Below are 26,672 nucleotides of genomic sequence, written 5' to 3' on the forward strand. Positions count from 1 at the left end.
TGACCATGGCCCAGACGGCCATCATCGGCGCCGGCGTGATGGGCGAGACGCTGCTCTCCGGACTCGTCCGCGCCGGACGCCGGGTCGACCTCCTGCTCGTCGGTGAGAAGCGCGCCGAGCGTGGTCGTGAGCTTGAGGAGCGGTACGGCGTCTCGGTGGTGTCCAACATCGAGGCGGCCCGCAAAGCCGACACCGTCGCGCTCGTCGTCAAGCCGCAGGACATGGCAGCCGTGCTCGAGGAGATCGGACCCGAGCTGCGACCGGGCCAGCTCCTCGTCAGCCTGGCCGCCGGCATCACCACGGCCTTCATCGAGTCGCGCGTGCCCGAGGGTGTCGCGGTCGTCCGGGTCATGCCCAACACGCCCGCGCTCGTGGACGAGGGGATGGCGGCGATCTCGCCCGGCTCCCACTGCGACGAGGCGCACCTCGCCGAGGCCGAGGCGCTGCTCGCCTCCACCGGCCGCGTCGTGCGGGTGCCGGAGAAGCAGCAGGACGCGGTCACCGCGATCAGTGGCTCAGGTCCGGCCTACATCTTCTTCGTGGTGGAGTCGATGATCGAGGCAGGCGTCCACCTCGGCCTGCCCCGCGCCACCGCCACGGAGCTGGTCATCCAGACGCTCTACGGCTCGGCCAAGATGCTCCGCGAGACCGGCACCCACCCGGTGGTCCTGCGCGAGCAGGTCACCTCGCCCGGTGGGACCACGGCCTCGGCGCTGCGAGAGCTCGAGGTGCACCGGGTCCGCGCCGCCTTCCTCGCCGCGATGGAAGCAGCCCGGGACCGTTCCCGGGAGCTGGCCGAGGGATCCTGAGCCGGCTCGAGGCTCCTCAGGCGTAGGGATCGGGCAGCAACCCCGGCGTCGCTGCCAGGATCGTGCGGGCCGCCTCGCGGTGCTTGTGCTCGACCAGCACCTCATAGCGCGTGGCCACCACCGCCGTCACCGAGCTGAAGTCGCGCCGCCCGCGTGTGGCGGCATAGCCGGTCAGGGCCCACACGACGCCGAAGAGGGCGCCGAACAGCGCCGTGGACAACAAGATGCCGACCACCCCGCCGTCCTCGACCCACAGCGCGAAAACCAGTCCGACGAAGACGCCGAACCACAGTCCGGTGATGGCGCCTGCGAGGGCCACGCGTCCCCAGGTCAGACGTCCGGTCACGCGCTCGATCCGCTTGAGGTCGGTGCCGACGATCATCAGGTTCTCGACCGGGAACTCGTTGTCGGAGAGGTGGTCGACCGCGCGCTGCGCCTCGTCGTAGGTGTCATAGACGGCCAGCGACTGCGGAAAGTCCAGGTCGAGGTCGGCTGGGCGCTTGGCTGGTTTGTCCATGCGTCGAGTGTCGCACCGTGGTCGGGGCGGCTCAATCGTCGAACGAGTCGAGCAGGGCGACGACGTCGTTGACGACGCCGCGCACGACCGGCACTCGCGAGAGTCGCCCGAGCTTGTCGATGAGCGGGACGGCGCCGGCTACGAGGGTGCGGGTGCGCTCCTGTCGCGGACTCCGGTCGTGCACCCAGAACAGCACGACGCCCATGTGGAGCAGCCAGAGCAGCTCGGGGAGCCGTGGCCGCAGCGAGCTGGCGACCTTGAGGTCGGAACCCTCGACCACGTCGCGGAAGATCGCTGTGCTCGCCGCCCGGGCGTCTGCAGACTCGGGGGAGAAGGGCGAGAGCGGGCTGGTCGGATCGGCGGCGTTCTTGAAGAACGTGCCGGCGAATTCGTGGTACGGCGCCGCGACGTCGACCCAGACCGTGAGCACCCCGCGCAGACGCGCCGCGAAGTCGGACTCGGTCTCCAGGACCTTCCGCGCCGCCGCCAGGTGGTCGTCCTGCATCTGGCTGTAGAACGCCTGGATCAGGTGTTCCTTGCCGCTGAAGTAGTAGTAGGCGCTGCCCAGCGAGACGCCGGCGCCGTCCGCGATGCCGCGCATCGTGGTGCCGTCGAACCCGTTGGTGCGGAAGAGATCCATCGCGGCGGCGACGATGGTCGCGCGGGTCTGCTCAGCCTTGGGCGTTCGGGGCGCAGGTTCCGGCACAGTCCTCAGGGTAGTCACCCCCGACGGCGGACAGCCGGGCCGCGCTGGTGGTGCGCATCCCGGCTGCGAGATGGGCGACGCCCCTGGCGATGGGAAGCCGTGACGGGCGAGCGAGACTCTCGGCCAGGACACGATGGGCAGCGGTGGCCCACAGGCACATCACCCAGGCGTGGCCACCCGTCCAGACCTCCCCGGCGTCGCTGACCACCGTGATCTCCTCGAGCGTCCGACCGTGGTCGAGCGCCGGGAAGCGGCGCTGCGCCACGGCCGACGCGGCGGGGACGAGGTCGACCTCGACCAGGTGCGCCTGGTTGCCGAGCCAGGCGCTGAACGTCCGGCACATGCCGCACCGATCGTCGTACAGCACCGTCAGTCGCATCGGAGGCTCACCGCGGGTAGGCGGGCTGGGCGGGGCCGACGAACTGTTGGGGCGCCAGCGGCGGGGTGCGGAGGTTTTCCATCCGGACCCGGCGGCGGATCGAGTTGAAGACGTAGACGTTGGTGAAGTGGATCAGGCCGAGGACGACCATCACCGCGCCCACCTTGACACTGACGACCTCGATCAGGGTGGAGAGGTCGATGACGAGACTGCCGGTCTGGAGGTAGAGCATCACGAAACCGACGTTGAGCAGGTAGAAGCCGACGACGAGCATCTTGTTGATGGCGTCGGCGAGGGCCGCGTTGTCGTCGAAGACGTCCTCGAGGAAGACGCGCCCATTGGTCGAGAGCGTCCGTGCGACCCAGATGGTCAGGGGCACGGTCACGGCGAGGTAGGTGAAGTAGGAAGCGGCGGTCCAGTCCATGGTGATCTCTCTTCTTGGGGAATTGAACGTGTTCAAAACACTGTGGCACAAATGTTGAACGCGTTCAACTCGGGGCGTGGCGCGTCTCGCGGCAGAGGTCGAGGCCACGGGGAGATAGGTTCCCCCCCATGCTCGAGTGCTCCGGACCGGCGTCGGTCGTCTTCGACCCCTCGCTGACCGAATACAACTTCGGACCGTCGCACCCCATGTCGCCGATCCGGGTCGACCTGACGATGCGGCTGGCGGAATCCCTCGGCATCCTCGATCACCTCACCGTCGTGCCCGCCCCGATGGCCGACGACGACCTGATCGCCGCGGTGCACACCCGAGAGCTGATCTCGGCCGTCACGCGGTTGGGGACCGAAGGAGGCGAGGACCTCAAGCACGGCCTCGGCAGTGAGGACAACCCGGTCTTCCACGACATGCACGTGGCCGCCGCCCACGTGGTCGGCGCCACCGTCGAGGCGTTCCGGCAGGTGCACAGCGGCGAGTCCCTGCACAGCGCCAACATCACCGGCGGTCTGCACCACGGGATGGCCGACCGCTCGAGCGGCTTCTGCATCTACAACGACATCGCCGTCGGGATCCAGACCCTGCTCGACCAGGGCGTCGAGCGGGTCGCCTACGTCGACATCGACGTCCACCACGGCGACGGCGTGGAGAAGATCTTCTACGACGACCCGCGCGTGCTCACCGTCTCCCTGCACGAGACCGGCCAGATGCTGTTCCCCGGCACCGGCTTCGCCCAGGACTCCGGCGGAGTGGGCGCGGAGGGCAGTGCGGTCAACGTCTCCCTGCCGCCCGGCACGGCCGACGCAGGGTGGCTGCGCGCCTTCCACGCCGTCGTTCCGCACGTGCTGCGAGAGTTCCAGCCACAGATCCTGGTGACCCAGCACGGTTGCGACTCGCACATGGAGGACCCGCTGGCGCACCTGATGCTGAGCGTCGACGGGCAGCGTGCGGCGTACCTCGCTCTCCATGAGCTGGCCCATGAGCTGTGTGAGGGCAAGTGGGTCGTCACCGGCGGGGGCGGCTATGCGCTCGTCGAGGTGGTGCCCCGCGCCTGGAGCCACCTGCTGGCGATCGTCGCCGGGCGCCCGTTGGAGCCGACGACAGAGACGCCCGCGGACTGGCGAGCCCACGTCCTCGACGCCACCGGCCGCACGGCGCCATACCGCCTCACCGACGGCCGCACTCCTGCCTATCGCGACTGGTCGGGCGGCTACGATCCGGCGACCTGGCTCGATCGGGAGATCATGGCCACGCGCACCGAGGTCTTCCCGCTGCACGGGCTCGACCCCTACCACTGACGGGTCTGCCGGGCGGTCGAGGAGTCAAATCAACCCGACACGCCGGTAGTCCCTCATGTTTCTCTAGTAACACCCTTCCCCACGGGTCACATTGGCCCTATTGTCACCCACAGAGCGCCACGAATTCGTGTCACCGGTGGGGAAGCCGGTGCCGTTGCGCAGAAGGAACGGTGCACCGATGGCTGCCAACATCCCTGGAGACATGTCCGACGTCGTCTTCCTGACGATTGCTGAGGTCGCGGCCAAGATGCGCGTCTCGAAGATGACCGTCTATCGCCTCGTCCACGGCGGCGAGCTGCCGGCCGTCCGGGTCGGCCGATCGTTCCGGGTGACCGAGGACGACGTCAACGAATACCTGCGCAAGAGCTTCTACAACGCCGGCTGACCGCCACCGAGCTGGCGCCGAGCGGGTGATCGGACACCGATTCTCGCCCGTCAAGCCCGCACAGTAGGCTGTCTGAGTCGTGCGGGCAGTCGCCTGCGCGCCGGGGGCGCATCTCTTGCGTCCGCGCAGGTTCGTGAAAGGTTCTTTCGTGGGTTCAGTCATCAAGAAGCGGCGCAAGCGCATGGCCAAGAAGAAGCACCGCAAGCTGCTGAAGAAGACGCGCGTGCAGCGTCGCAAGCTCGGCAAGTAACCACTCGCCGTACTCACACAGCTGAGGTCGACAGGTCATGGGACGGGTCGTGCTGGTCACCGGGATCTCCCGGGACGTGGGTCGCCGCTTCGCGCGCGCAGCCGCCAGCCACCCTTCCATCGACCGCGTCATCGGCGTGGATGTCGTCCCTCCTCGCGGTGACATCGGCGACGTGTCCTTCGTGCGGGCCGACATCCGCAGTCCCGTCATCGCCAAGGTGCTGGCGAAGGAGGACGTCGACACGGTCGTCCACATGAGCGTCATCGCGACCCCCGGCTCCGCCGGCGGTCGCAACACGATGAAGGAGCTCAACGTGATGGGCACCATGCAGCTGCTGGCTGCATGCCAGAAGTCGCCCATCGTCAAGCACCTGGTCGTGAAGTCGACGACCACGATGTATGGCGCCAGCTCGCGTGACCCGGCGATGTTCACCGAGGAGATGGGACCCAAGAGGCTGCCCAGCTCCGGATACGCCAAGGACGTCTACGAGGTCGAGGGCTACGTCCGCGGCTTCGCGCGCCGACGTCCTGACGTGACGGTCACGACGATCCGCGCCGCCAACGTCATCGGCCCCGACGTCGTCAGTCCCCTCACCAGCTACTTCCGGCTGCCCGTGCTCCCGCGCGTGATCGGCTTCGATCCGCGCCTGCAGTTCCTGCACGAGGACGACCTGCTCGACGTGCTCAAGCACGCAGTTGTCAGCGGAGTCCCCGGCACCTTCAACGTCGCCGGCGACGGGATCCTCATGCTGTCGCAGGCGATCCGTCGCCTGGGCAAGCCGAGCGTCTCCATGCCCGCCTTCGCCGTGGGCCGGCTCGGGTCCGTGCTGCGACAGGCTCGGGTCGCTGACTTCTCACCCGAGCAGATCGGCTTCCTGACCTTCGGTCGGGGGGTCGACACCACCCGGATGCGTGAGGTGCTCGGCTTCGAGCCGCGGTTCACCACGGCTTCGGCCTTCGCCGACTTCGGTGTCTCCCTCGGCGTGCCGGTGCGCGGCGCTGTGCTCGGACCTGCTGAAGGGGGAGTCGCACATGTCTGACGCAGGCAGCTCGGATGCGCAGATCATCCCGATCGGCACCAACGGTCGCCCCGGCCGCGGCACCGGGCGTGAGCGCCCCTCTGCTGCGGCTCGTAGCCTCGCCGGCGGCTCGAAGAAGCGGACGCCGAAGGAGAAGGCGTCAGCTCAGAGGCAGCGGAAGCAGCCCGCGCACGAGCCTGCTGCCACGCCTCCTCCCGTCGCCGTGACCCGGACACCCGTCACCACCGAGGAGCGGCACCCGCTCGCAGGCGTGCCCGTCGGCGACTGGCTCGCCGCCTTCCAGGACGCCGCGCTGGAGGTCTTCGGGGAGCAGTGGGAGCGCCGGCTCGCCGAGATGATGGCCTTCATGCGGCGCCGGCTCGCCGGCGAATACGTCGTCGACGAATACGGCTTCGACGCCGAGGTCACCGAGCGTTTCCTGATGGCCGCCCTGCGCCCGATCGCCCAGAAGTGGTTCCGGGTCGAGGTGCGCGGTGTCGAGAACATCCCCGCCACCGGCGGCGCCCTCGTGGTGTCCAACCACTCCGGGACAGTCCCCGTCGACGGTCTGATGACGATGGTGGCCATCCACGACGAGACGGGGCGCTTCCTGCGACCGCTCGGGGCCGACCTGGTCTTCAAGATGCCGTTCGTCAGCTCGATGGCGCGCAAGAGCGGTGCGACGCTGGCCTGCGGTGAGGACGCGGAGCGGATGCTCTCGGGCGGCGAGCTCGTCGGTGTGTGGCCCGAAGGGTTCAAGGGCATCGGCAAGCCGTTCAGCGAGCGTTACAAGCTCCAGCGGTTCGGACGAGGCGGGTTCGTCTCCGCCGCCCTGCGCACCGGCGTGCCGATCGTGCCGCTCTCGGTCGTGGGTGCGGAGGAGATCTATCCCATGGTGGGCAATCTCCCCTCCCTGGCCCGACTCCTCGGCATCCCCTACATCCCCATCACCCCGTTCTTCCCGCTGCTGGGACCCCTGGGTCTGGTGCCACTGCCCTCCAAGTGGCTGCTGGAGTTCGGGGAGCCCATCCGCACCGACTCCTACGACGCCAGCGAGGCGGAGGACCCGATGCTGGTCTTCAACGTCACCGACCAGGCGCGCGAGACCATCCAGCAGACGCTCTTCGCCCTGCTCCGCGAACGCAACAACGTCTTCCGCTGAGCCGGGTCGGCCCGGTCAGGGCAAGCGCCGATCAGGGCAGGGACGGAGGGGAGATCCCGTCCAGGGTGTCGTCCAGCTCCGCGAGCGTGCCGTCGACGGCCGTGCCCACGCCGTTGGTGACCTCGTTGGTGACCGGCAGCCCTGACGCGACGTCGTCCAGGTCGCCGGTGAGCAGCTTGGTCACCTCGTTGACGGGCTGATCGACGCCGGTGCCGGTGCCCGGGAGCTCGGTCCCGTTCCCGGTCCCCGTCCCGTTGCCAGTGCCGGTGCCGTTGCCAGTACCCGTCCCGGTGCCGGTGCCGGGGGTCGGCGCCGGTGTGCCCGTCGGGGTGACGCCGGGGTCGGGCACCGTCAGGTCGGGCACCTCCACACCCTCGACATCCTGTCCCGAGATCGGGGCGGGGGTGACGGGCGGGGCCTCAGGCCGGAACGGCTTGTTCAGCACCGGGTCCTGGCTCGCCGCGATGATCAGCGATCCCACGTCAGAGGAGGAAACGGCGCCGGCAAGCAGGTTGGACGGGACCGAGGCAGGCACCCCACCGCAGGAGGGACACACCTCGCTCGCCCGGCGGTCGATGTCGCTGAGCGTCTCGGCGGCTGCGACCAGCTCTTCGCGTGACGACACGGGGAGAGCGGACTGGAGGCTGGCGAGACGGCCGATGCTGGTCTCGGTGAATGTACGCAGCTCGATGATGACCGCCTCGTCGCCGGTCTGGTCGTACGCCGTCAGCAGCACCGCAGACGCGTCGCTCGCCTGGTCGCTGAAGGTGTCGAGGGTCGAGCCGATCGCACTCACGCTGGCGGGGTTGCTGCGGTCGGCCAGCTCGTCGATCTCGTCGAGCCGTCCTTGTGCGTGGGCGAGCATGGCCTCGCCCTTGGCGGCGTCGCTGCCGGCGACGCGGGTCTCGACATCCTCCAGGGCACGCTTGACCGGGTAGAGCGACTCTCCGGGCAGTGCCGTCTGGGCAGCGACCGCCATCGACGTGGTGGCCCCGATGAGCGCGGCACCACCCAGCACCGCGGCCACCCGGCGGTCGCGCCTGTTGGTCCGGACCGGCACAGAGATCCGTTGTTCCTCCGCAGTGAGGGTGCGGACGGCTTGGGGGAGCAGGGCAGTCTCGGCCTCGACCATCAGTCGTGATCGCAGGTCGGCCACGAACTCGGGACGTGGTTGGAGCTCCGGGATCGAGCGGAGGTCGCTCACGACGGCGAGCAGATCCGCGAACTGTCGCGCATCACGCTCGGTCAGTGGCGTGGAGGGGTGACTGAGAGCCGAGTTGAACTCATCGGCTCTTCGGCGTACCGAGAAAGGCCCTGTCATCGCGATCTTCCTTGCTTCAGCTGGCCGTCTCTCACGGCCGTTCGGTGCCCCTCCACCCGGTCAAACGACGCGGGGGGCCCGAAGGTTACGGCCCGGGTCATGAGTCCCTCATCCCCTCGGGCATCAGCTTGGCGAGGTTGCGCACACCCCGGAGCTGGAGCTGCTTGACCGCGCCGTCGGAGCGGCCCAGCGCCAAGGCCGTCTCGGCGATGCTCATGCCTTGGAGGAAGCGCATAATCAGGCACTCGCGCTGCTCGTTGGGCAGCTCGCTGAGGGCGGTCAGCAGGACCTCGTTGGTGAGCCCGGCCAGCACCTCGGACTCCGGCCCCTCGGTCGCGTCGTCGTGGAGGCCCATGTCCTCGGTGGCCATCTCGAGCCGGGTCCGTCCGGCCTTGAAGTGGTCGGTCGTCAGGTTGCGGGCGATCGTCATCAACCACGCGCCGAAGTCTCGGCCCTGCCAACGGAAGTTGTTCATGCTGCGCAGCGCCCGGAAGAACGTGTCGGACGTGAGGTCCTCGGCCAGCGTCGCCGAGCGGGTGCGGTAGTAGAGGAACCGGTAGACCGAGGGCTGGTAGTGGTCGTAGAGCAGGCCGAAGGCCTCCTTGTCGCCGCCACGCGCCAGCTCGACCAGCGCGATGAGGCGCGTGCGCTCCGCCTCGTCCTCCTCGGAGGAGACGGCCTGGTCGGCGTCACCGAACCCGGACGGGGGGGCGGTTGCGGGCACGGCCGCCTCGGTCATCAGGACCCCGAACGCGGGGTGGGGAGCCGGCACGAGCGCGAGGGCGACGGCGCGACGCAGGGCATCGAGCCCGGCCGCGAACTCCGTGTCACCCCACATGAATCTGTCAACCCTCCCAGGTGCGGCCAGCACATCGGCCAAACAAGCAGGGTATGCCGTGCCCGGGCTGATGGGAACCCACGTTGGGGTGGCGGGGATCGGTGAGGGCGGTCAGTGACGACGGGAGCGGACGGCCGCACCGGCGGCCAGGGCGCCGCTCACTCCGCCGGCCGCTGCCGCCACGACGAGACCGGCGCGGGCGGCACGGCGACCGGTGCGGTAGTCGCGGATCCGCCAGCCCTGGACCTTGGCGTGGGCGCGCAGCCGGGCGTCGGGGTTGATGGCGCATGCGTCGCCGACCATGGACAGCATCGGGAGGTCGTTGACCGAGTCGGAATAGGCCGAGCAGCGGCTCAGGTCGAGGTTCTCGCGCAGCGCGAGCGCCTTGACTGCCTCGGCCTTCGCCGGTCCGTGCAAAAGGTCGCCGACGAGACGCCCCGTGTAGACGCCGTCCTCGTGCTCCGCGACGGTGCCCATCGCCCCGGTGAGGCCCAGGCGCCGCGCGATGATGGAGGCGATCTCGATCGGGGCTGCGGTGACCAGCCAGACCCGTTGGCCCTGGTCGAGGTGCATCTGGGCGAGCGCTCGCGTGCCCGGCCAGATGCGATGGGCCATCCCCTCGTCGAAGATCTCCTCGCCGATCTCCTCGAGCTCGGTGACCGTGTGACCGGCGATGAAGCTCAAGGCGGAGTTGCGTGCCTCGGCGACGTGCTCGGGGTCCTCGACGCCCACCAGCCGGAAGTAGGTCTGCTTCCAGGCCGCTCCGACGATCTCGCGCGTCGTGAAGAAATTGCGGCGGTGCAGCCCGCGAGCGAAGTGGAAGATGCTGGCGCCCTGCATGAGGGTGTTGTCCACGTCGAAGAACGCCGCTGCCGTGAGGTCGCTGGGTATGTTCAGCGCCGTCTCCACGTCGGCAGCCGCCGCAGCCGCCTCTCCCGCCATCGTGGAACGCTGTTGCAGGTTGAGTCGGCGGGTCCGGTCAGGCGGCGTCACGCCCGTCAGCGTAGACCGCGAGCCCCTTCCCAGGGGTGAAGCGTGTGGAAGTATCGGCCCATGCCGCAGATCGACGTCGCAGACCTCGTGCTGAACGCGTCGGTGGAGGCGCCGGACCGCCTGGCGCTGGTGGAGTCCGGCGGTCGGGGCCGCACCTGGCTCGAGCTCGAGAGCGAGGTCGCATCGCTCGCCACCGGCCTGGGTCGCCTCGGGATCCTGGCCGGCCACCGCGTCATGATCGTGGTGGGCAACCGGGTCGAGTTCGTCAGCAGCTATCTCGGCGTGCTGCGAGCCCAGGTCGTCGCCGTACCGGTCAACCCGCGCTCGACCTCCGACGAGCTGGCGCGGATGATCGCCGACTCCGGGACCCGCCTGGTCATCACCGATGCGGGTGCGTTGTCCGCCGTACGCACCGCCTGCGCCGACGTCGGCGCCGCGCTGCGCGGGGAGTCGACCGACCTCGACGACGACCTCGTCGCTCGGGCACAGCGCCCCCGCATCGTGGTGATCGACGAGGCGCCCGGCGACGGCGAAGTGCCGTTCGCCGACCTGGTCGCGACGGCGGCGATCCCGGTGCCGCCGCTCCCCGACCCCGAGAAGCTCGCCGCCCTCCTCTACACCAGTGGGACCTCCGGACGGCCGCGTGCGGCGATGCTGACCCACCGGGCGCTGGTGTCCAACCTGGACCAGGTCGGCCGGATCGACCCGCCGATGATCCACGGGGACGACGTCGTGCTGGGAGTGCTCCCGCTCTTTCACGTCTACGGGCTGAACGCGGTCCTCGGCGGCGTCCTCCGCCACCGGGCCAAGCTGCTGCTCGTCGAGCACTGGGACCCGATCGGGGTGCTGGACCTGATCGAGGACGAGGCGGTCAGCGTGGTCCCGATCGCGCCACCGGTCTTCGCCCACTGGCGAGGGATCGAGGACCTCGCCGAGCGGTTGGGACCCGTCCGGCTCGTCCTGTCCGGCTCCGCCCCGCTGGCGCGGGAGGTGATCGAGGAGTTCACCGCCCTCACCTCCATCCCTGTCCACCAGGGATACGGGCTGACGGAGGCCGCGCCCGTGGTGACCAGCACCCTGTGCAGCGCCAAGGTCCAGAACGGCTCGGTCGGCGCAGCGCTGCCCGGCATCGAGCTGAGGTTGGTCGACGCCCGCGGCGGGTTCGCGAGCGGTGACGATCCCGGCGAGATCCAGGTCAAGGGCGACAACCTCTTCAGTGGCTACTGGCCCGACGCGGACGGCGGCCCGAGCGCGGAAGGCTGGTGGTCGACGGGTGACGTCGGCCTGCTCGACGACACCGGCGACCTCTTCCTCGTCGACCGGATCAAGGAGCTGGTCATCGTCAGCGGGTTCAACGTCTATCCCTCGGAGGTCGAGGACGTCATCCGGGAGGTGCCCGGTGTCCTCGACGCGGCGGTGATCGGGGTCGAGGACGCAGCGACCGGCGAGACCGTCGTGGCCTACGTCGTCACGACGGGCGCGGACGACGAGCTCGCCGAGAGCGTGCGTCGACACGCCGCCGTACGCCTGGCCCGCTTCAAGCAACCCACGCGCATCGAGGTGGTCGACCAGCTCCCGTTGACCGTCACCGGCAAGGTGCAGAAGGGCCGGTTGCGGGGGATGGAGCGGCGGCGCGCCCTGGGTCTGTTGGAGTGAGCCAGCCACGCGTCATCCTCTACGGCCGCCCGAGCTGTCACCTCTGCGACGACGCCCGGACGATCATCGCGGCCGTCTGTGCCGAGCTGGGCGAGTCCTTCTCCGAGGTCGACATCGACACCGACCCGACCCTGCAGGAGCGCTTCACCGAGGAGGTGCCGGTGACGTTCGTCGACGGCAAGCAGCACGACTTCTGGCGGGTCGATCCGGACCGCCTGCGCTTTGCCCTCCTCGGCTGATCCTGCCCGGCCACCCCGGTGCTGGTGGGCCTCGTCACATGTGCTAGCCGCCATGTCGGCTCAGTTTGTTCTCTCGTTCACAAACTCCTACAGTGATCGCGTCCGATCGACTTCACACGGGTTTCCCACACCCGGGATCGAGAGGACTGGAGAGAAGACGCGGTGACTGCACGCACGTCCAACGACACGGCCCGGGACATCCCCGAGGCCACCGTCGCTCGGCTGCCCATCTACCTCCGTGCCCTCATCACGCTGGCCGAGGACGGCACCGAGACCTGCTCCTCGGAGGAGCTCGCCACCGCTGCCGGCGTCAACTCGGCCAAGCTCCGCAAGGACCTCTCCTACCTCGGCAGCTACGGCACGCGCGGTGTCGGCTACGACGTCGAATACCTCCGCTACCAGATCGCCCGCGAGATCGGCGTGACCCAGGACTGGCCGGTCGTCATCGTCGGCATCGGAAACCTCGGGCACGCCCTCGCCAACTACTCCGGCTTCCGCAGTCGCGGCTTCCGCGTGGTGGCACTGCTCGACGCTGATCCCGACCGGCACGACGAAGTCGTCGCCGGCGTCGACGTCCGCCCCTTCGACGAGCTCGAGGAGATTGCCGCCGAGCACGGCGTCGCCATCGGCGTCATCGCCACGCCCGCGCTCGCAGCCCAGGACGTCGCCGACCGCATGGTCACCGCGGGCATCACCAGCATCCTGAACTTCGCCCCCACCGTGCTCTCGGTGCCGGCCGGGGTGGACGTGCGCAAGGTCGACCTCTCCATCGAGCTCCAGATCCTCGCCTTCCACGTCCAGCGCAAGGCCGCGGCCAACGCGCTCGCCCAGGAGAGCTCAGCGTGAGCGTCCTGGTGGTGGGTGTCTCCCACAAGTCCGCGCCCGTCGCGCTGCTGGAGCGGCTCGCGCTGGATGCCGACGGCGTCACCAAGCTCGTCGACGACGTGATGGGCAGCGAGCACGTCAGCGAGGCCACCGTCATCTCGACGTGCAACCGCCTCGAGATCTATGCCGACGTCGACCGGTTCCACGGCAGCATCGAGGAAGTCTCGCGGCTGCTCGTCGAGCGTGCCGGCGAGTCGACCGAGGCGCTCGTCCCGCACCTCTACGTCCACTACGACGACGGCGCCGTCTCCCACCTGTTCAACGTCGCCTCCGGGCTCGACTCGATGGTCGTCGGCGAGGGCCAGATCCTGGGTCAGACCAGGGACGCACTCCGTCTCGGCCAGGAGCTGGGCACCGTCGGTCCGGCCCTCAACGTCCTCTTCCAGCAGGCACTGCGCGTCGGCAAGCGCTCCCACGCCGAGACCGACATCGACCGGGCCGCTCCCTCCCTGGTGACTGCTGCGCTCGAGCGCATCCCGGGTTCGGTCGCGGGTCGGCGCGTCGTCGTGGTCGGTGCAGGCGCCATGGCCTCCCTCGCCATCTCGACCTGTTCCAGGCTGGGCGCCAGCGACATCGTCGTCGTCAACCGCACGAGCAGCAAGGCCGACCGGCTCGCCCGCCAGTACGCCGCCCGGCCGCTGCCCTTCTCCGAGCTGGACAGCGCCCTGCGCGACGCAGACGTGGTCGTCTCGTGCACCGGCGCCGCCGGGGTGCTGATCACGCGTGACGCGCTCGCCGGCGCGCGGGCCGGCGTCAGCCATCCGCTGGCGATCATCGACCTCGCCCTGCCGCACGACGTGGCCCCCGACGTCCAGGAGCTCCCCGGCGTCAGCCTGGTCGGTCTGGCCACGCTCGCCGACGAGCTGCGCGACACAGAGGCGGCCCTGGAGGTCGAAGGCGTCCGCGACATCGTCGCGCAGGAGATCAGCGCCTTCCTCTCGGCCCGCCGCCAGTCGAGTGTCACCCCGACCGTCGTGGCCCTGCGTTCCATGGCCACCGCGGTGGTCGAGGCGGAGATGGAGCGACTTGCAGTCCGCTTGCCCGATCTCGACCCGGCAACCCGCGCCGAGGTCCTGCACACGGTCCGTCGCGTCGCCGACAAGCTCCTTCACGAGCCGACCGTGCGCGTCAAGGAGCTGGCCGACGAGGCCGGCGCCGTGTCCTACGCCACCGCCCTGGCGGAGCTCTTCGCGCTCGATCCCGACGCCGTCGATGCCGTCACCCGCGCCGCGGTCGAGGACGGCCGCCCATGACTGTCCTGCGCATCGGCACCCGCCGCTCCGCACTTGCCACCACCCAGTCCGGGCACGTCGCCGATTTGATTCGCGAGCGGCTGGGGCGTGAAGTGGAGCTCGTGGAGATCACGACCGAGGGTGACGTCAACAGCGCGCCTCTGGCCACCATGGGTGGCGCGGGCGTGTTCGTGGGCGCCGTCCGCGACGCCCTCCTCCGAGGCGACGTCGACGTGGCCGTCCACTCGCTCAAGGACCTGCCCACCCAGCCTGCTGCGGGCATCGCCCTGGCCGCGGTGCCCACCCGGGAGGACCCCCGCGACGCCGTCGTCGGCCGCGACGGTCTCACCCTGGGCGAGCTGCCCAGTGGCAGTCGTGTCGGCACCGGCTCCCCGCGCCGGGCCGCGCAGCTCGAAGCCCTCGGTCTGGGCCTCGAGATCCAAGACATCCGAGGCAACGTCGACACCCGCCTCGGCAAGGTCGCCAGCGGTGAGTACGACGCCGTCGTGCTCGCCCTCGCCGGCCTGGTCCGCCTCGGTCGTGCCGACGAGGCCACCGAGGTGATGGACCCGCTCCAGATGATCCCTGCCCCCGGGCAGGGCGCGCTGGCGATCGAGTGCCGCAGTGACGACACCGAGCTGCTCGGCCGGCTGGCCGAGCTCGAGGACCCGGCTTCTCGTGCCGCAGTCAACGCTGAGCGCGCCGTGCTGGCCACCCTCGAGGCCGGTTGCTCCGCACCACTCGGGGCGTTGGCGGAGGTCGTCGAGGGCGAGGACGGCGACGAGCTCTGGATCAGGGCCGTCGCACTGTCGTCCGACGGTGGTTTGTCGGTTCGGATGAGCATGACCGGTGCGGTTGACGACGCCGCCGGCACCGGGACCCGCCTCGCGAGCGAGATGCTCGCCGATGGCGCCGCAGATTTGATGCACGCACCAGTGAGGAAGCAGCAGGCATGACGCGACCAGCGAAGACCACAGACACCACCACCGCGACCCGGGGGTGGGTGTCGTTCGTCGGCAGCGGCCCCGGCGATCCCGGCCTGATGACGGTGCGGGCGGTGGAGCTGCTGCGCGAGGCCGAGGTGATCGTGACCGAGGCCCCCGAGCACATCGACCTGGTGCGCACCCTGATCGGGGTGAGCGACGGCGGTCCGGTGATCGTCGACGGCGGCTTCGGCGAGGACGGCCAGCCCCTGACCCACGCGGCGCGCGCGAAGGTCGTGGTCAAGCACGGCAAGAAGCACCGCGTCGTGCGGCTGATGACCGGCGACCCGTTCCTCTACGCCTCCGGTCCCGAAGAGGCGCAGGCCTGCGCCAAGGCCGGTGTCGGCTTCGACATCGTCCCCGGCATCTCGTCGGTCTCCGCGGTCCCGGCCTACGCCGGCATCCCGCTGACGACCAAGGACCACCGGGAGGTGGCCGTGGTGACGTGCGGCAGCAGCAAGATCGACTGGACGCAGTATGCCGACGACCGCACCCTCGTGCTGCTCTCCGGCGTGGGATCCATCGGTGAGACCGCCGCCGCCCTGGTCGCCGCGGGTCGCTCCGCGGACACCCCGGTCGCGATGACTCGCGTCGGCACCACCACCGAGCAGTCCACCGTCATCTCCACCCTGGCCAACATCGCCGCCGACGCTCGCGCCGCGCGCATCGCACCGCCGGCCATCACTGTCATCGGTCGCGTGGTCAACCTGCGCGAGACCCTGTCGTGGTTCGAGACCAAGCCGCTGTTCGGCTGGCGTGTCCTCGTGCCGCGCACGAAGGAGCAGGCTGGTTCGCTCTCGCGCCGCGTGCGTGAATACGGCGCAGTCCCGGAGGAGGTGCCGACGATCTCCGTCGAGCCGCCCCGCAACCCGCTGCAGATGGACAAGGCCGTCCGCGGTCTCGTCGAGGGCCGCTACGAGTGGATCGCCTTCACCTCGGTGAACGCGGTCCGGGCCGTGCGCGAGAAGTTCGAGGAGTACGGCCTCGACGCGCGTGCGTTCTCGGGGCTGAAGATCGCCGCCGTCGGCGACAAGACCGCCGAGGCGATCGCCGCCTGGGGCCTGCGAGCCGACCTGGTGCCCTCGGGCGAGCAGTCCGCTGCTGGCCTGCTGGCCGACTGGCCGCCGTACGACAACGTGCTCGACCCGATCAACAGGGTCTTCCTCCCGCGCGCCGACATCGCGACCGAGAACCTCGTCGCGGGTCTGATCGATCTCGGCTGGGAGTGCGACGACGTGACGGCCTACCGCACGGTGCGCGCAACCCCGCCGCCGGCCGAGACCCGTGACGCGATCAAGTCCGGCAAGTTCGACGCCGTCGTCTTCACCTCGTCCTCGACCGTGCGCAACCTGGTCGGCATCGCTGGCAAGCCGCACCCCTCGACGATCATCGCGGTCATCGGCCCGGCCACGGCGAAGACCGCCGAGGAGCACGGTCTGCGGGTCGACGTGCTGGCTCCCCAGCCCGACGTCGAGCTCCTCGTGGACGCCCTCGCGGACTTCGGTGCGAGCCGTCGCCTCGACCTGCTGGAGGCTGGCGAGCCGGTCACCAAGCCCAGCGAACGCAAGCCCACGGCGCGCCGCAAGGTCCGCGCGAAGTGACCGTCGGCGCGGGCGAGCCGCAGGACGTCGTGGGTCCGGTCATCCGCCCGCGTCGCCTGCGGCGGACTCCCGCGCTGCGCCGACTCGTGGGGGAGACGACGGTGCAGGCAGGTCAGCTGATCCTGCCGGTCTTCATCCGCGAGGACATCTCCGAGCCGGTGCCGATCTCCTCGATGCCCGGGGTGGTGCAGCACACGCGCGACTCCCTGCGCGCAGCCGTCTCCGAGGCAGCGGACCTGGGCCTCGGCGGCGTCATGCTGTTCGGCGTGCCCTCGTCGAAGGACGCCACCGGCAGCGGGGCGATCGACCCCACCGGCATCCTCAACCTCGCCATCAACGACGCGGTCGCCGAGGTGGGCGACGCCCTGACGGTGATGAGCGACCTGTGCCTGGACGAGTTCACCGACCACGGTCACTGCGGGCTGCTCACCGCCGACGGTGAGGTGGACAACGACAAGACGCTCGCGGCGTACGCCGACATGGCCCTCGCCCAGGCCGAGGCCGGCGTCGACATGGTCGGTCCCAGCGGGATGATGGACGGTCAGGTCGCGGTGGTCCGGCGCGCTCTCGATGCCGCCGAGCACTCGCGGGTGGGGATCCTGGCCTACTCGGCGAAATATGCCTCGGCCTTCTTCGGACCGTTCCGAGAAGCAGTCGGCTCGTCCCTCGAGGGCGATCGGCGGACCTACCAGCAGGACCCCGGCAACGTCCGCGAGGGCGTGCGTGAGGCACTGCTCGATGTGGCTGAAGGCGCCGACATCGTCATGGTGAAGCCGGCGCTGGCCTACCTCGACGTGGTCCGTCGCGTGCGTGAGGCTGTCGACGTGCCGGTCGCCGCCTACAACGTCTCCGGCGAATACGCCATGATCGAGGCCGCGGCTGCCCACGGCTGGATCGACCGCGACGCCGCTGTGCTCGAGACACTGACCAGCATTCGGCGAGCCGGAGCCGACGTGATCCTCACCTACTGGGCTGCGGACGCAGCCCGCCTGCTCGCGCGCTGAGCGCTAAGGCGTCAGCAGGTCGTTCGCACAGTCGTTGAGCTCGTTGTTCGCGGTGAGCGGGTTGTCGACCACACCTTGGGCGGCGCACTGAGCCAGGGCCTCGGCCAGGGTCAGCGTCGGCGGGAGTGACGTGCTGGTCGGGACCGGCACCGTGGGCACCGGCGGCGGTGAGGTGGAGACCGGGACCTTCGTCGGCACGCTGGTCGGGGTGCTCGTGGGCACCGGGGTCGACGTCTGGCTCGGGGACGGGGTCGCCGTGGGCGTGGTGCTCGGTGTGTTCGTGGGCGTCGGCTTCGGCGTCTTGGTCGAGGTCGTCGAGCCGCCGTTGCCACCGGTGCCGACCGCATTGTTGCCAGCCTTGCCGCCCTTGCCGCCACCGACGTTCCGCGCTGTTCCGCCCGTGGGGCGGGCGGGGTTGGGCAGGAAGACGCCGGCGGACGTGGTGCCGTTGGCCACCGAGGTGAAGTCGCCGGCCATGTAGGCCTTCATGATCGAGAGCACCAGGTCGACGTAGTCGTTGGAGTGGTTGTAGCGGTAGACGCTGGCGCGCTGACCCTGGTCGGTGGACAGGTCGTCATCACCGGAGCAGAGGTAGACCGACGAGGCGAGAGCAGCGTCGTCGATGTCCTGGGGGTTGCGCTTGCCGTCGTTGTCGCCGTCCACGCCGACGACCGACCAGGTCGAGGGGATGAACTGCATCGGACCGACCGCGCGGTCGTACAACGTGTCGTTGTCGTAGAGGCCGGCGTCGGTGTCCGCGATGTTCTGTGTGTTGTTCTTGCCGTTGAGCGCAATGCCGTAGATGCCGGGCTGGGCCACTCCGTCGTCACTGAGGGTGTTGCCGCCGAAACGACCGTGGTCGGACTCGACGCGACCGATCGCCGCGATCAGCTGCCACGGCAGCTCGCACGACTTGTCGGCCGAGTTGATGACGGCCTCGGCGCGCTGGTAGGCGGCCAGGGCCGCGGAGGGGATGCCGCTGGTCGAGGCGGTGGCGATGATCGAGCCGGTGTCGCCCTGGGCGGCGGGCGCCAGGGTGTCGGGGGACGACACGCTGGCGGGGGCCTCGATGGCCTCGGTAGGAACGGTGCTCCCGTCGGGGAGGGTGCCGGCCGCCTCGTCCGCACTGGCGGAGGAGGCTCCGCCGGCCAGGCTGATGCTCCAGGCTGCGGAGAGGAGCGCGAGCGGCACGATCGCCGTCGCCTTGTGCAGTCGAGTGGTAGCTGACATCGCTTGGGTCTCCCTGAGGTGCTGGAATCCGAACACGATCTCCCTCAAGACCGTGCATGGGCTCCAACGAATGTTGTGACACTGAGTTACGCACCTGCCGCTCCGATGTGATCCAGGCCACATCAGAACCCTGCGTGCAGGAACCAAGGACCCATCATCGCTGCCGCTACCGAGCGAGACAAGGGATCCCTACCCCTTGGTGAGGCCTGGGTCACGGACGGGACCCGATGGGTCGGTGCCGAGTCGTGGCGTCCTGGGGGGCTGGGCGACAATGGGCGCGTGACCGACCGCTCCGTGACCAGCTCCGCCGCGCTCTTCGAGCGGGCCCGAGCCGTGACGCCGGGCGGGGTGAACTCTCCCGTCCGGGCATTCTCGGCCGTCGGCGGCACTCCGCGCTTCATGCGCAGCGCCCAGGGTGCGTGGCTCACCGACGTGGACGGCAACGAATACGTCGACCTGATCTGCTCGTGGGGGCCGATGCTGCTCGGCCACGCGCACCCGCAGGTCCAGGCGGCCATCGCCGAAGCCGTGTCCCGGGGCACCTCCTACGGCACGCCCACCGAGCCCGAGGTGCTGCTCGCCGAGGAGATCGTGTCGCGTACCCCCGTCGACAAGGTCCGCTTCGTCTCCAGCGGCACCGAGGCGACGATGTCGGCGATCCGGCTCGCGCGGGGGTTCACCGGTCGCGACCTCGTGATCAAGTTCGCCGGGTGCTACCACGGGCACGTCGACACGCTGCTCGCGAGTGCCGGCTCGGGCCTGGCCACCCTGGCCGTGCCGGGCACTCCCGGCGTCTCCGCCAGCACGGCAGCAGAGACCATCGTGCTGCCCTTCAACGACCGTGAGGCCGTGAGGCTTGCCTTCGCCCAGCACGGCTCGCGCATCGCCTGCCTGATCACCGAGGCCACCCCCGGCAACATGGGCGTCGTCCCGCCCGGACCGGGCTTCAACGGGTTCCTCGCCCAGACATGTCATGACCACGGAGCCCTGTTCATCAGCGACGAGGTGATGACGGGCTTCCGCGCCACCCGCCAGGGCGGCTGGGGCCTCGACGGCGCGCTCGAGGGGTGGGCCCCCGACCTGATGACCTTCGGCAAGGTGATGGGTGGCGGCTTCCCCGCCGCCGCGTTCGGCGGTCGCGCCGACGTGATGGCGTACCTCGCACCCGACGGACCCGTCTACCAAGCAGGCACGCTGTCGGGCAACCCGATCGCGACCACGGCCGGGCTGGCCACCCTCCGCCTGGCCACGCCGGAGGTGTACGCCGCACTCGCAGCGAGCGCCGAGACGATCATGACCGCCGCTGCTGATGCACTCACCGCCGCCGGCGTGCCCCACGTCGTACAAGCAGCAGGCACCATGTTCTCGGTCTTCTTCCGCGACGGGGCGGTGACCGACTTCGCGGCCGCCAGCGGCCAGGACACGGCCGCCTACGCCGCCTTCTTCCACGCCATGCTCGATGCGGGGGTCTACCTCCCGCCGTCGGCCTACGAAGCGTGGTTCGTCTCGGCGGCCCACGACGACCGAGCGCTGTCCACCATTCTCGATGCCCTGCCCGGTGCAGCCACGGCTGCCGCAGCGATAGGAAAGACCGCATGAGCGAGCGAAGCGAGCGAATCATCCAACACCGTGCGACATGTGCCTCATGCGCGCACGGAGCGAAGCGAGTACGTGCATGAGCGAGAAGACGATCGTCCACCTGCTCCGTCACGGCGAGGTCCACAACCCGGGCGGCGTGCTCTACGGCCGCCGCGACGGGTTCCACCTCTCCGAGCTCGGCAACAAGATGGCCGAACGCATCGGCGAGGCCCTCGGTGACCGCGACATCGTCCACATGCGGACCTCCCCCCTCGAGCGAGCCCAGGAGACGGCCGCACCCCTCGCCGCAGCCCGCGGGTTGACGCCGACCATCGAGCCGCGGGTGATCGAGTCGTCCAACAAGTTCGAGGGCATCGGGTTCAGCGACGGGGCCATGACCTTCGTCAAGCGCCCCAGCCTGCTGCGGCACATGTACAACCCCCTCAAGCCCTCCTGGGGCGAGCCCTACGACGAGATCACCGCCCGGATGATGGCGGCCGTGGAAGACGCACGCGACGCAGCGCGCGGCCATGAAGCGGTGGTGGTCTCCCACCAGCTGCCGATCTGGATCACTCGACTGTTCCTGGAGAAGCGCTCCTACCTGCACCACCCGAAGGCGCGCCAGTGCACGCTGTGCTCGGTGACCTCCATCCACTTCGAGGACGACAAGCTGCGCCAGGTCGCCTACTCCGAGCCGGCCGCCGACCTCATCCCGGTCGCCGACCGCAACGCGCCCTTCTCCGCCGGGGGCGCCAAGCCCGAAGACCGACCGTGACCGCTCGCTCGGTCGCGTGTCTCCTTGCGGTCATCGCACTCGTCATGAGCGGGTGCTCGTCGCTGAAGGGGACCGGCGACAAGGGCTACATCGCCCAGGACGCGGCCGTCAGGCAGATCCCGATCGACGAGCGCGACCAGCCCATCGACGTGAGCGGGACGGACCTCGAGGGCGAGGCGATCTCGCTCGCAGACCTTCGCGGCGGCGTCGTCGTGGTCAACGTGTGGGGCTCGTGGTGCGGGCCGTGCGAGGTTGAGCAACCCGATCTGAACGAAGGGGCTCAGGAGACCGCTGGCGTCGCTGAGTTCGTCGGCATCAACATCCGTGACGCCTCGGTGGACAACGCCCGCTCGTTCGTCCGCAACTTCGACGTGTCCTACCCGTCGATCTACGATCCCGACAGCCAGGCGCTGCTCGCCTTCTCCGCGGTCATCCCGGTGAGGTCCCCACCGACGACCTTCGTGCTCGACGCCGAGGGCCGGATCGCCGCAGTCATCGTCGGTGCGCTGCCGTCGGTGACGACCCTGGTGGAAATCGTCGAGGAGATCGCCGACGAGACGGCCGGTCAGTCCAGTGGGTGAGTGGTTCCAGCAGACCGCGGGATCCGGTTCCCTCATCCTCGCGCTCCCCGTCGCCCTGATCGCGGGTCTGGTCTCCTTCTTCTCGCCCTGCGTGATCCCCCTGCTTCCCGGCTACCTGTCCTACGCCACCGGCATCTCGGGCGCCGACCTCGCCGAGGGCCGGCACGGGCGCGGGCGGCTGCTGCTCGGCTCCGTCCTGTTCGTCCTGGGGTTCGCGGTGGTCTTCGTCGCCCTGGGCGCCATCACCGGTCAGTTCGGGCTCTGGCTCAACGCCAACATGCGCGAGCTCAACGTCGTGCTGGGTGTCTTCGTGATCGTGATGGGCCTGGCGTTCGTCGGCCTCGTGCCACTGCTCCAGCGCGACGTGCGGTTCCACAAGGTGCCGGCGGTCGGACTGGCCGCAGCCCCGCTGCTGGGGTTCCTCTTCGGCCTCGGCTGGATCCCGTGCGTGGGTCCCACGCTGGCCGTCATCTTCTCCCTCTCGGCCAACGAGGCCACCGCGTCGCGGGGCGCCCTCCTCTCTGCGGTCTATGCGGTCGGTCTCGGTTTGCCGTTCATCGTCGCGGCGCTGGCCTACCGGCGTGCCTTGTCCGCGTTCGCCGTGGTGCGTCGCCACCAGCAGTGGGTGACCCGGACCGGCGGCCTGATGCTCGTGCTCGTCGGGGTCCTGCTCGTCACCGGCGCCTGGGACTGGGTGGTGCAGTGGCTGCAGATCCGGCTGATCACCGGATTCGAGCCGGTCGTATGAGCGACACCGGCGGTCGCGACCGCCAGGCCACCCCGATGCCCCACGACATGAGCGCGCGCGAGCTCGGTCGCTGGTTGTGGCGACAGCTCACGTCGATGCGGACGGCCCTGGTGCTGCTGCTCCTCCTCGCCCTGGCTGCCATCCCGGGCTCGGTCGTGCCTCAGGAGGACGTCGACTCGATCGGGGTCTCCCGGTGGCAGGACGCCCACCCGAGGCTGACCCCGGTCTACGAGAAGCTCGGTCTGTTCTCGGTCTACGACTCGCCGTGGTTCTCGGCCATCTACATCCTGCTGATGATCTCGCTGGTCGGCTGCATCGTGCCCAGGACCGGCGTCTACTGGCGGGCCCTCCGGGCCCAGCCGCCGCGGGCTCCACGGAACCTGTCGCGGCTGCCCGAGCATGCGGCGTACACCACCTCGGACAGCCCTGTCGACGTGCTCGAGCGGGCGGCGGCCGAGCTGAAGCGACGCCGCTACCGCGTCGTGGTCGGCGAGGACTCGGTCTCGGCGGAGAAGGGCTACCTGCGCGAAGCCGGCAATCTCGTGTTCCACATCTCCGTGCTGGTCGTGCTCGTCGGCTTCGCCATGGGTGGGCTGTTCGGCTACAAGGGCGGTGTCATCGTGGTGGAGGGCCAAGGCTTCTCCAACGACCTGACGCAGTACGACGACTTCGTGCCCGGCAGCATGTTCACTGCCACCGACCTGGAACCCTTCACCTTCACCGTCGAGGACTTCGAGGTGGACTGGTTGACCGACGGGCCGCGCGCCGGGATGGCTCGCAAGTTCGTGAGCACATTGGGCTACCAGGAGACGCCGGGCTCCCCCGTGAAGTCCTACGACCTCCGGGTCAACCACCCGTTGAAGATCGGCACCACCGAGATCTTCCTGATCGGCCACGGATATGCGCCGGTCATCACGATCAGGGACGGGAACGGTGACGTGGCCTACAGCGGGCCGACCATCTTCCTGCCTGTCGACCAGACCTTCCAGTCCTTCGGCGTGGTGCCTGCTCGCTTCGCCAATCCCCAGGCGATCGGGCTGGAAGGCGAGTTCTACCCGACGTTCGCGCTGGGCGACGGGCTGCCCCGATCCAGCTTCGGCGACCTGGGCAACCCGGTGCTGTCGATGCTCGTCTACACCGGGGACCTCGGCACAGCGCAGTCCGTCTACGTGCTCGACAAGAGCAACGCCGAGCCGGTGCTGAACGAGGACGGGGAGCCGTTGCGGCTCGACATGCAACCCGGCGACAGGGTCGTCCTGCCTGACGACCTGGGCACGGTCACCTTCGAGGGCATCGAGCGCTGGAACAAGATCCAGATCAGCCGTACCCCCGGCAAGCTCATCGCCCTGACCGGCGTCAGCCTGGCGCTTCTCGGGCTGTGTGCCTCGCTCTTCATCCGGCCGCGCCGGGTCTGGGTGCGGACCCGGCGCAGCGAGAACGGGGAGACCGTCGTGGACCTGGGCGCACTCGATCGCAGCAACGGCGGCGACCCGGAGCGCGGAGAGCACGAGCTCGCGGCGATCACGCTGTCACTGCAAGGAACTGGAAAGGTGTCTTCATGACCGACGCATCGTGGGAAGTGTTGAGCAATCAGGCGGTGGCGGCCAGCGGTGTCGTCTACTTCCTGGCGTTGCTGGCACACCTCGTCCAGTGGGCGGGGCTGCGCAAGCTCCCTGCCGAGCAGCAGGTGACGTCGGGTCCGATCGCGATGGCCGGCCGCCTCGGCGTGCTCCTCACCGTCGTCGCCGTCGGGGTGCACCTCATCGCGCTCGTCGGCCGGGGGATGGCCGCTGACCCCAACCGCGTGCCGTGGGGCAACATGTATGAGTTCACGTTGTCGGGGACGTTCTTCGTCGGGTTCCTCTACCTGCTCTTCCTGCGTCGCTTCAAGCTGGAGTGGATGGGTCCGCTGGTCGTCGCCTTCGTGCTGACGATGATGATGCTGGCGGTGGTCTGGCTCTACGACCCGGTCGCCCCGCTCACGGAGGCGCTCTACTCCCCGTGGCTGGTCATCCACGTCGTCTCCGCAGTCATCGCGACCGCCGCTTTCACCCTCGGCGGGATCTGCTCGGTGCTCTACCTCTTCAAGGAGCGGTCGAGGGCCCAGCGCGGCTATCTCGCCCGCCTGCCGGCGCTCACGTCGCTGGACCGGATCTCCTACCGGATGCACGCGTTCGGCTTCCCGGTGTGGACCTTCGCGGTGCTGATCACCGGCCCGATCTGGGCGCACGAGGCGTGGTCGTCCTACTGGAACTGGGACCCCAAGGAGGTCTGGGCCTTCATCACGTGGGTGGTCTATGCGGCGTACCTCCACGCCCGCGCGACCGCCGGCTGGAAGGGCCGCAACGCCGCGATCGTGGCCCTGGTGGGGTTGGCCACGCTCTGGTTCAACTTCATCGGCATCAACTTCTTCAGCTCGAACAGCCAGCACTCCTACGCGGCCCCCATGGTGTCGTCCGTCGCCATCCACTCCACCACCTCGGAGGTGTCACGGTGAAGGAATTCGTCGTCTACACGGGCCTGCGCATCCTGCTCTTCGTGGCCACGCTGATCACTGTGATGCTCATCTGGTCCCTCCTGAGTGGAGGTGAGGTCCCGGCGCTCTGGCCCGTCGTGCTGTCCTTCGCCATCTCCGGGGTGCTCTCCTACTACCTGCTCCACCGCCAGCGGGCCGCCTTCGCCCGCCGCGTCGAGGAGCGCGCGTCCCGCGCCACGGCGGCCTTCGAGGCGCGCAACGCCCGCGAGGACAAGGACTGAGCAGTCGGTCCGTCTAGAAGCCAGTGATGTTGTACGGCGGCACGGCCAGGTCGGCCATCTCGGCAAACCCGGCGAGGGCGGACTCCCGTCCCTGCAGCCGGCCGGCTCGGGCCAGGGCCGAGGAGCTCGCACCTCCGAGGTAGAGCGAGCCGAGCGTCTCGGCGTCGAGCGTGACGTCGGCGGGGTCCTCGGTGCGGGTGACCGACGCGCGGCCCTGTTCGCTCACGACGCGGAAGTGCCCGGCGGCATACTCCTGGGCGTCGTCCACCGCTATCACCACCTGGCCGTCGGCCGACCAGGGACGGGCCGCGAGAGCGGTCTCGACGTCGAGGATGCGCACCCAGAGGAACTCGCTGACGGCCGTGTAGCTGACGGCATTGATGTCGGTCAGGGCCCACTGGAGCGGGTCGTCGGGGTGGGCGAGACCGAAGGACACCTTCTTCACCATGTCGATCCCGCCCAGGAACTCCCACAGTGCGAGACCGGCTGGGGTGGTCAGGGCCACCATCTCGGTGACGTCGATCTTGCGGTCGTCGCCCTTGCCGTCCGCCTTGTAGAGCGCGAAGCCGTCCACGGCTCCGTCGGCGTCGAGGTGGACTGCGCCGCGCAGCTTCTTGTCCGGTCCGCCCTCGTTGAAGTCGAACGCCCCGGTGTGGAGCACCTCGTAGAACTGCGGCCAGTCCACCGATCCCCGGGTGAGGCCGTGGAACCGGTCGAAGACGTCCTTGACGATCGGCCACGAGTGCGGTGGCTCGATCAGCTCGACGCGACCGGTGTCGCGGAAGTCGCGCAGGCCGAAGCGCGGGCCGGTGTCGACGTCCACCTTCTGCGCGAACGTCGCCGCTCCGAAGCCCCAGCGGCCGTAGATCGTCGCCTCCGAGGCGGTCAGGGCCGCGACCGGGATCCCCTTGGCGACCGCGTCGGCGAGGTCGTCCTCCATGAGTCGGCGTACGAGGCCGCGGCGTCGATGTGCGGGGCTTGCGGTGACGTCGGTGACCATCCGGAGCGGGAGCAGCTCGTGCCCGGCGTTGAGGGTCTTGTCGAAGCTGGCGAAGGTGGCGACCGGGAGGGGTCCGGCCCCGAACACGCCGTCGGGCAGCCACGCCCCGCGACAGACCACGTCGTCGGCCGCCACGTGGGTCAGCCAGCGCTCCTCGTGCTCAGGGTCGGGGCGCCCGTCGTGGAAGCCGCGCAGCACCGCCGCCAGCCACGCGGAGCGCCGCGCACGTCCGGAGTCCGAGTCGTCGGAGAAGTCGAGGGTCGCGAATTCGTAGTCCACGCGTCCACGGTA

The 26,672-nt window shown here is 69.6% G+C and carries 29 protein-coding genes; 20 read left to right on the plus strand and 9 right to left on the minus strand.

What is annotated here, in order from left to right; translation table 11 throughout:
• Nucleotides 1-5: 5 nt before the first annotated feature.
• Nucleotides 6-809, plus strand: coding sequence for a pyrroline-5-carboxylate reductase (gene proC, locus VNJ48_RS14300; RefSeq protein ID WP_325603416.1), 804 nt, complete (start codon nucleotides 6-8; stop codon nucleotides 807-809).
• Nucleotides 810-825: 16 nt separating this feature from the next.
• Here the strand turns inward: proC and VNJ48_RS14305 are convergent, their stop codons facing one another.
• The 4 genes from VNJ48_RS14305 to VNJ48_RS14320 are packed head-to-tail and all read right to left on the minus strand — an operon-like array spanning nucleotide 826 to nucleotide 2,835.
• Entirely contained in the window at nucleotides 826-1,326 is a 501-nt protein-coding gene (locus VNJ48_RS14305; protein WP_325603227.1) for a general stress protein, read from the minus strand.
• Nucleotides 1,327-1,357: 31 nt separating this feature from the next.
• The gene (locus tag VNJ48_RS14310) at nucleotides 1,358-2,032 is read right to left on the minus strand and encodes a TetR family transcriptional regulator (RefSeq protein WP_325603229.1); all 675 of its coding nucleotides are present in this window, start codon (nucleotides 2,030-2,032) and stop codon (nucleotides 1,358-1,360) included.
• A complete protein-coding gene (locus VNJ48_RS14315) occupies nucleotides 1,998-2,411 on the minus strand; it encodes a thiol-disulfide oxidoreductase DCC family protein (protein WP_325603231.1) in 414 nt (137 codons plus the stop codon). Before VNJ48_RS14315 ends, VNJ48_RS14310 begins: the two co-directional genes overlap by 35 nt.
• Nucleotides 2,412-2,418: 7 nt before the next feature.
• Complete coding sequence (locus VNJ48_RS14320) at nucleotides 2,419-2,835, minus strand: hypothetical protein (protein WP_325603233.1); 417 nt, start codon at nucleotides 2,833-2,835, stop codon at nucleotides 2,419-2,421.
• Between the two features lie 128 nt (nucleotides 2,836-2,963).
• On the opposite strand from VNJ48_RS14320, the gene VNJ48_RS14325 reads away from it, so the two are divergent.
• From VNJ48_RS14325 to VNJ48_RS14345, 5 genes are all read left to right on the plus strand, one after another.
• Nucleotides 2,964-4,145: an acetoin utilization protein AcuC gene (locus VNJ48_RS14325; protein ID WP_325603234.1), complete on the plus strand. Its 1,182-nt coding sequence runs from the start codon at nucleotides 2,964-2,966 to the stop codon at nucleotides 4,143-4,145.
• A gap of 178 nt (nucleotides 4,146-4,323) precedes the next feature.
• Nucleotides 4,324-4,530, plus strand: a complete 207-nt coding sequence (locus tag VNJ48_RS14330; RefSeq protein ID WP_325603236.1) for a helix-turn-helix domain-containing protein — start codon at nucleotides 4,324-4,326, stop codon at nucleotides 4,528-4,530.
• Between the two features lie 148 nt (nucleotides 4,531-4,678).
• Complete coding sequence (locus VNJ48_RS14335; RefSeq protein WP_008356322.1) at nucleotides 4,679-4,780, plus strand: 30S ribosomal protein bS22; 102 nt, start codon at nucleotides 4,679-4,681, stop codon at nucleotides 4,778-4,780.
• Nucleotides 4,781-4,817: 37 nt separating this feature from the next.
• Entirely contained in the window at nucleotides 4,818-5,819 is a 1,002-nt protein-coding gene (locus VNJ48_RS14340) for an NAD-dependent epimerase/dehydratase family protein (protein WP_325603238.1), read from the plus strand.
• Complete coding sequence (locus VNJ48_RS14345; RefSeq protein ID WP_325603240.1) at nucleotides 5,812-6,960, plus strand: lysophospholipid acyltransferase family protein; 1,149 nt, start codon at nucleotides 5,812-5,814, stop codon at nucleotides 6,958-6,960. Before VNJ48_RS14340 ends, VNJ48_RS14345 begins: the two co-directional genes overlap by 8 nt.
• A 31-nt stretch (nucleotides 6,961-6,991) precedes the next feature.
• Here VNJ48_RS14345 and VNJ48_RS14350 read toward each other — a convergent pair whose 3' ends face one another.
• The 3 genes from VNJ48_RS14350 to VNJ48_RS14360 all read right to left on the minus strand — a co-directional run bounded on the left by VNJ48_RS14350 (nucleotide 6,992) and on the right by VNJ48_RS14360 (nucleotide 10,112).
• Nucleotides 6,992-8,281, minus strand: coding sequence for a DUF5667 domain-containing protein (locus tag VNJ48_RS14350; protein ID WP_325603242.1), 1,290 nt, complete (start codon nucleotides 8,279-8,281; stop codon nucleotides 6,992-6,994).
• 97 nt (nucleotides 8,282-8,378) lie between these two features.
• On the minus strand, nucleotides 8,379-9,119 hold the full coding sequence (locus VNJ48_RS14355) for a sigma-70 family RNA polymerase sigma factor (RefSeq protein WP_325603244.1): 741 nt from the start codon (nucleotides 9,117-9,119) through the stop codon (nucleotides 8,379-8,381).
• A gap of 111 nt (nucleotides 9,120-9,230) precedes the next feature.
• The gene (locus VNJ48_RS14360; protein WP_414689958.1) at nucleotides 9,231-10,112 is read right to left on the minus strand and encodes an HAD family hydrolase; all 882 of its coding nucleotides are present in this window, start codon (nucleotides 10,110-10,112) and stop codon (nucleotides 9,231-9,233) included.
• 60 nt (nucleotides 10,113-10,172) lie between these two features.
• On the opposite strand from VNJ48_RS14360, the gene VNJ48_RS14365 reads away from it, so the two are divergent.
• The 7 genes from VNJ48_RS14365 (at nucleotide 10,173) to hemB (ending at nucleotide 17,712) form a co-directional block, all read left to right on the plus strand.
• Nucleotides 10,173-11,768: a class I adenylate-forming enzyme family protein gene (locus tag VNJ48_RS14365; RefSeq protein ID WP_325603246.1), complete on the plus strand. Its 1,596-nt coding sequence runs from the start codon at nucleotides 10,173-10,175 to the stop codon at nucleotides 11,766-11,768.
• On the plus strand, nucleotides 11,765-12,007 hold the full coding sequence (locus tag VNJ48_RS14370) for a glutaredoxin family protein (protein ID WP_325603248.1): 243 nt from the start codon (nucleotides 11,765-11,767) through the stop codon (nucleotides 12,005-12,007). Before VNJ48_RS14365 ends, VNJ48_RS14370 begins: the two co-directional genes overlap by 4 nt.
• Nucleotides 12,008-12,169: 162 nt before the next feature.
• On the plus strand, nucleotides 12,170-12,853 hold the full coding sequence (locus VNJ48_RS14375) for a redox-sensing transcriptional repressor Rex (protein WP_325603250.1): 684 nt from the start codon (nucleotides 12,170-12,172) through the stop codon (nucleotides 12,851-12,853).
• Nucleotides 12,850-14,145: a glutamyl-tRNA reductase gene (locus VNJ48_RS14380; protein ID WP_325603251.1), complete on the plus strand. Its 1,296-nt coding sequence runs from the start codon at nucleotides 12,850-12,852 to the stop codon at nucleotides 14,143-14,145. Before VNJ48_RS14375 ends, VNJ48_RS14380 begins: the two co-directional genes overlap by 4 nt.
• The gene (gene hemC, locus VNJ48_RS14385) at nucleotides 14,142-15,080 is read left to right on the plus strand and encodes a hydroxymethylbilane synthase (RefSeq protein WP_325603252.1); all 939 of its coding nucleotides are present in this window, start codon (nucleotides 14,142-14,144) and stop codon (nucleotides 15,078-15,080) included. Before VNJ48_RS14380 ends, hemC begins: the two co-directional genes overlap by 4 nt.
• Nucleotides 15,077-16,708: a uroporphyrinogen-III synthase gene (locus VNJ48_RS14390; RefSeq protein WP_325603255.1), complete on the plus strand. Its 1,632-nt coding sequence runs from the start codon at nucleotides 15,077-15,079 to the stop codon at nucleotides 16,706-16,708. The genes hemC and VNJ48_RS14390 overlap by 4 nt, the downstream gene beginning before the upstream one ends.
• Nucleotides 16,705-17,712: a porphobilinogen synthase gene (gene hemB / locus VNJ48_RS14395; RefSeq protein WP_325603258.1), complete on the plus strand. Its 1,008-nt coding sequence runs from the start codon at nucleotides 16,705-16,707 to the stop codon at nucleotides 17,710-17,712. The genes VNJ48_RS14390 and hemB overlap by 4 nt, the downstream gene beginning before the upstream one ends.
• A 3-nt stretch (nucleotides 17,713-17,715) precedes the next feature.
• On the opposite strand, the gene VNJ48_RS14400 is transcribed toward hemB, so the two are convergent.
• Complete coding sequence (locus tag VNJ48_RS14400) at nucleotides 17,716-18,942, minus strand: lytic transglycosylase domain-containing protein (protein ID WP_325603260.1); 1,227 nt, start codon at nucleotides 18,940-18,942, stop codon at nucleotides 17,716-17,718.
• A 279-nt stretch (nucleotides 18,943-19,221) separates the two neighbouring features.
• On the opposite strand from VNJ48_RS14400, the gene hemL reads away from it, so the two are divergent.
• From hemL to VNJ48_RS14435, 7 genes are all read left to right on the plus strand, one after another.
• Nucleotides 19,222-20,541, plus strand: a complete 1,320-nt coding sequence (hemL, locus tag VNJ48_RS14405) for a glutamate-1-semialdehyde 2,1-aminomutase (protein ID WP_325603262.1) — start codon at nucleotides 19,222-19,224, stop codon at nucleotides 20,539-20,541.
• Between the two features lie 76 nt (nucleotides 20,542-20,617).
• Nucleotides 20,618-21,295 carry a histidine phosphatase family protein gene (locus VNJ48_RS14410; protein WP_325603264.1) on the plus strand — a complete coding sequence of 226 codons (678 nt, stop codon included), beginning with the start codon at nucleotides 20,618-20,620 and terminating at the stop codon, nucleotides 21,293-21,295.
• Nucleotides 21,292-21,876, plus strand: coding sequence for a TlpA disulfide reductase family protein (locus VNJ48_RS14415; protein WP_325603266.1), 585 nt, complete (start codon nucleotides 21,292-21,294; stop codon nucleotides 21,874-21,876). The genes VNJ48_RS14410 and VNJ48_RS14415 overlap by 4 nt, the downstream gene beginning before the upstream one ends.
• The gene (locus tag VNJ48_RS14420) at nucleotides 21,869-22,624 is read left to right on the plus strand and encodes a cytochrome c biogenesis CcdA family protein (protein WP_325603268.1); all 756 of its coding nucleotides are present in this window, start codon (nucleotides 21,869-21,871) and stop codon (nucleotides 22,622-22,624) included. The genes VNJ48_RS14415 and VNJ48_RS14420 overlap by 8 nt, the downstream gene beginning before the upstream one ends.
• Nucleotides 22,621-24,186 carry a cytochrome c biogenesis protein ResB gene (resB, locus tag VNJ48_RS14425; RefSeq protein WP_325603270.1) on the plus strand — a complete coding sequence of 522 codons (1,566 nt, stop codon included), beginning with the start codon at nucleotides 22,621-22,623 and terminating at the stop codon, nucleotides 24,184-24,186. Before VNJ48_RS14420 ends, resB begins: the two co-directional genes overlap by 4 nt.
• Entirely contained in the window at nucleotides 24,183-25,121 is a 939-nt protein-coding gene (ccsB, locus tag VNJ48_RS14430) for a c-type cytochrome biogenesis protein CcsB (protein WP_325603272.1), read from the plus strand. Before resB ends, ccsB begins: the two co-directional genes overlap by 4 nt.
• On the plus strand, nucleotides 25,118-25,381 hold the full coding sequence (locus VNJ48_RS14435) for a DUF4229 domain-containing protein (protein ID WP_325603274.1): 264 nt from the start codon (nucleotides 25,118-25,120) through the stop codon (nucleotides 25,379-25,381). The genes ccsB and VNJ48_RS14435 overlap by 4 nt, the downstream gene beginning before the upstream one ends.
• A gap of 13 nt (nucleotides 25,382-25,394) precedes the next feature.
• Here VNJ48_RS14435 and VNJ48_RS14440 read toward each other — a convergent pair whose 3' ends face one another.
• Complete coding sequence (locus VNJ48_RS14440; protein WP_325603276.1) at nucleotides 25,395-26,660, minus strand: GNAT family N-acetyltransferase; 1,266 nt, start codon at nucleotides 26,658-26,660, stop codon at nucleotides 25,395-25,397.
• Between the last annotated feature and the right edge of the window lie 12 nt (nucleotides 26,661-26,672).

Source organism: Nocardioides sp. (genome assembly GCF_035576065.1).
In the GTDB taxonomy this organism is placed as follows: Bacteria; Actinomycetota; Actinomycetes; order Propionibacteriales; family Nocardioidaceae; genus Nocardioides.

Bases quoted from the DNA above. Each gene is read 5' to 3' on its own strand.
- VNJ48_RS14320 (WP_325603233.1), bottom strand. From the start codon at position 2,835: ATGGACTGGACCGCCGCTTCCTACTTCACCTACCTCGCCGTGACCGTG.
- resB (WP_325603270.1), top strand. From the start codon at position 22,621: ATGAGCGACACCGGCGGTCGCGACCGCCAGGCCACCCCGATGCCCCAC.
- VNJ48_RS14365 (WP_325603246.1), top strand. From the start codon at position 10,173: ATGCCGCAGATCGACGTCGCAGACCTCGTGCTGAACGCGTCGGTGGAG.
- VNJ48_RS14390 (WP_325603255.1), top strand. From the start codon at position 15,077: ATGACGCGACCAGCGAAGACCACAGACACCACCACCGCGACCCGGGGG.
- proC (WP_325603416.1), top strand. From the start codon at position 6: ATGGCCCAGACGGCCATCATCGGCGCCGGCGTGATGGGCGAGACGCTG.
- VNJ48_RS14315 (WP_325603231.1), bottom strand. From the start codon at position 2,411: ATGCGACTGACGGTGCTGTACGACGATCGGTGCGGCATGTGCCGGACG.
- hemC (WP_325603252.1), top strand. From the start codon at position 14,142: ATGACTGTCCTGCGCATCGGCACCCGCCGCTCCGCACTTGCCACCACC.
- VNJ48_RS14305 (WP_325603227.1), bottom strand. From the start codon at position 1,326: ATGGACAAACCAGCCAAGCGCCCAGCCGACCTCGACCTGGACTTTCCG.
- VNJ48_RS14410 (WP_325603264.1), top strand. From the start codon at position 20,618: ATGAGCGAGAAGACGATCGTCCACCTGCTCCGTCACGGCGAGGTCCAC.
- VNJ48_RS14330 (WP_325603236.1), top strand. From the start codon at position 4,324: ATGGCTGCCAACATCCCTGGAGACATGTCCGACGTCGTCTTCCTGACG.
- VNJ48_RS14400 (WP_325603260.1), bottom strand. From the start codon at position 18,942: ATGTCAGCTACCACTCGACTGCACAAGGCGACGGCGATCGTGCCGCTC.
- VNJ48_RS14325 (WP_325603234.1), top strand. From the start codon at position 2,964: ATGCTCGAGTGCTCCGGACCGGCGTCGGTCGTCTTCGACCCCTCGCTG.
- VNJ48_RS14345 (WP_325603240.1), top strand. From the start codon at position 5,812: ATGTCTGACGCAGGCAGCTCGGATGCGCAGATCATCCCGATCGGCACC.
- VNJ48_RS14350 (WP_325603242.1), bottom strand. From the start codon at position 8,281: ATGACAGGGCCTTTCTCGGTACGCCGAAGAGCCGATGAGTTCAACTCG.
- VNJ48_RS14355 (WP_325603244.1), bottom strand. From the start codon at position 9,119: ATGTGGGGTGACACGGAGTTCGCGGCCGGGCTCGATGCCCTGCGTCGC.
- ccsB (WP_325603272.1), top strand. From the start codon at position 24,183: ATGACCGACGCATCGTGGGAAGTGTTGAGCAATCAGGCGGTGGCGGCC.
- VNJ48_RS14340 (WP_325603238.1), top strand. From the start codon at position 4,818: ATGGGACGGGTCGTGCTGGTCACCGGGATCTCCCGGGACGTGGGTCGC.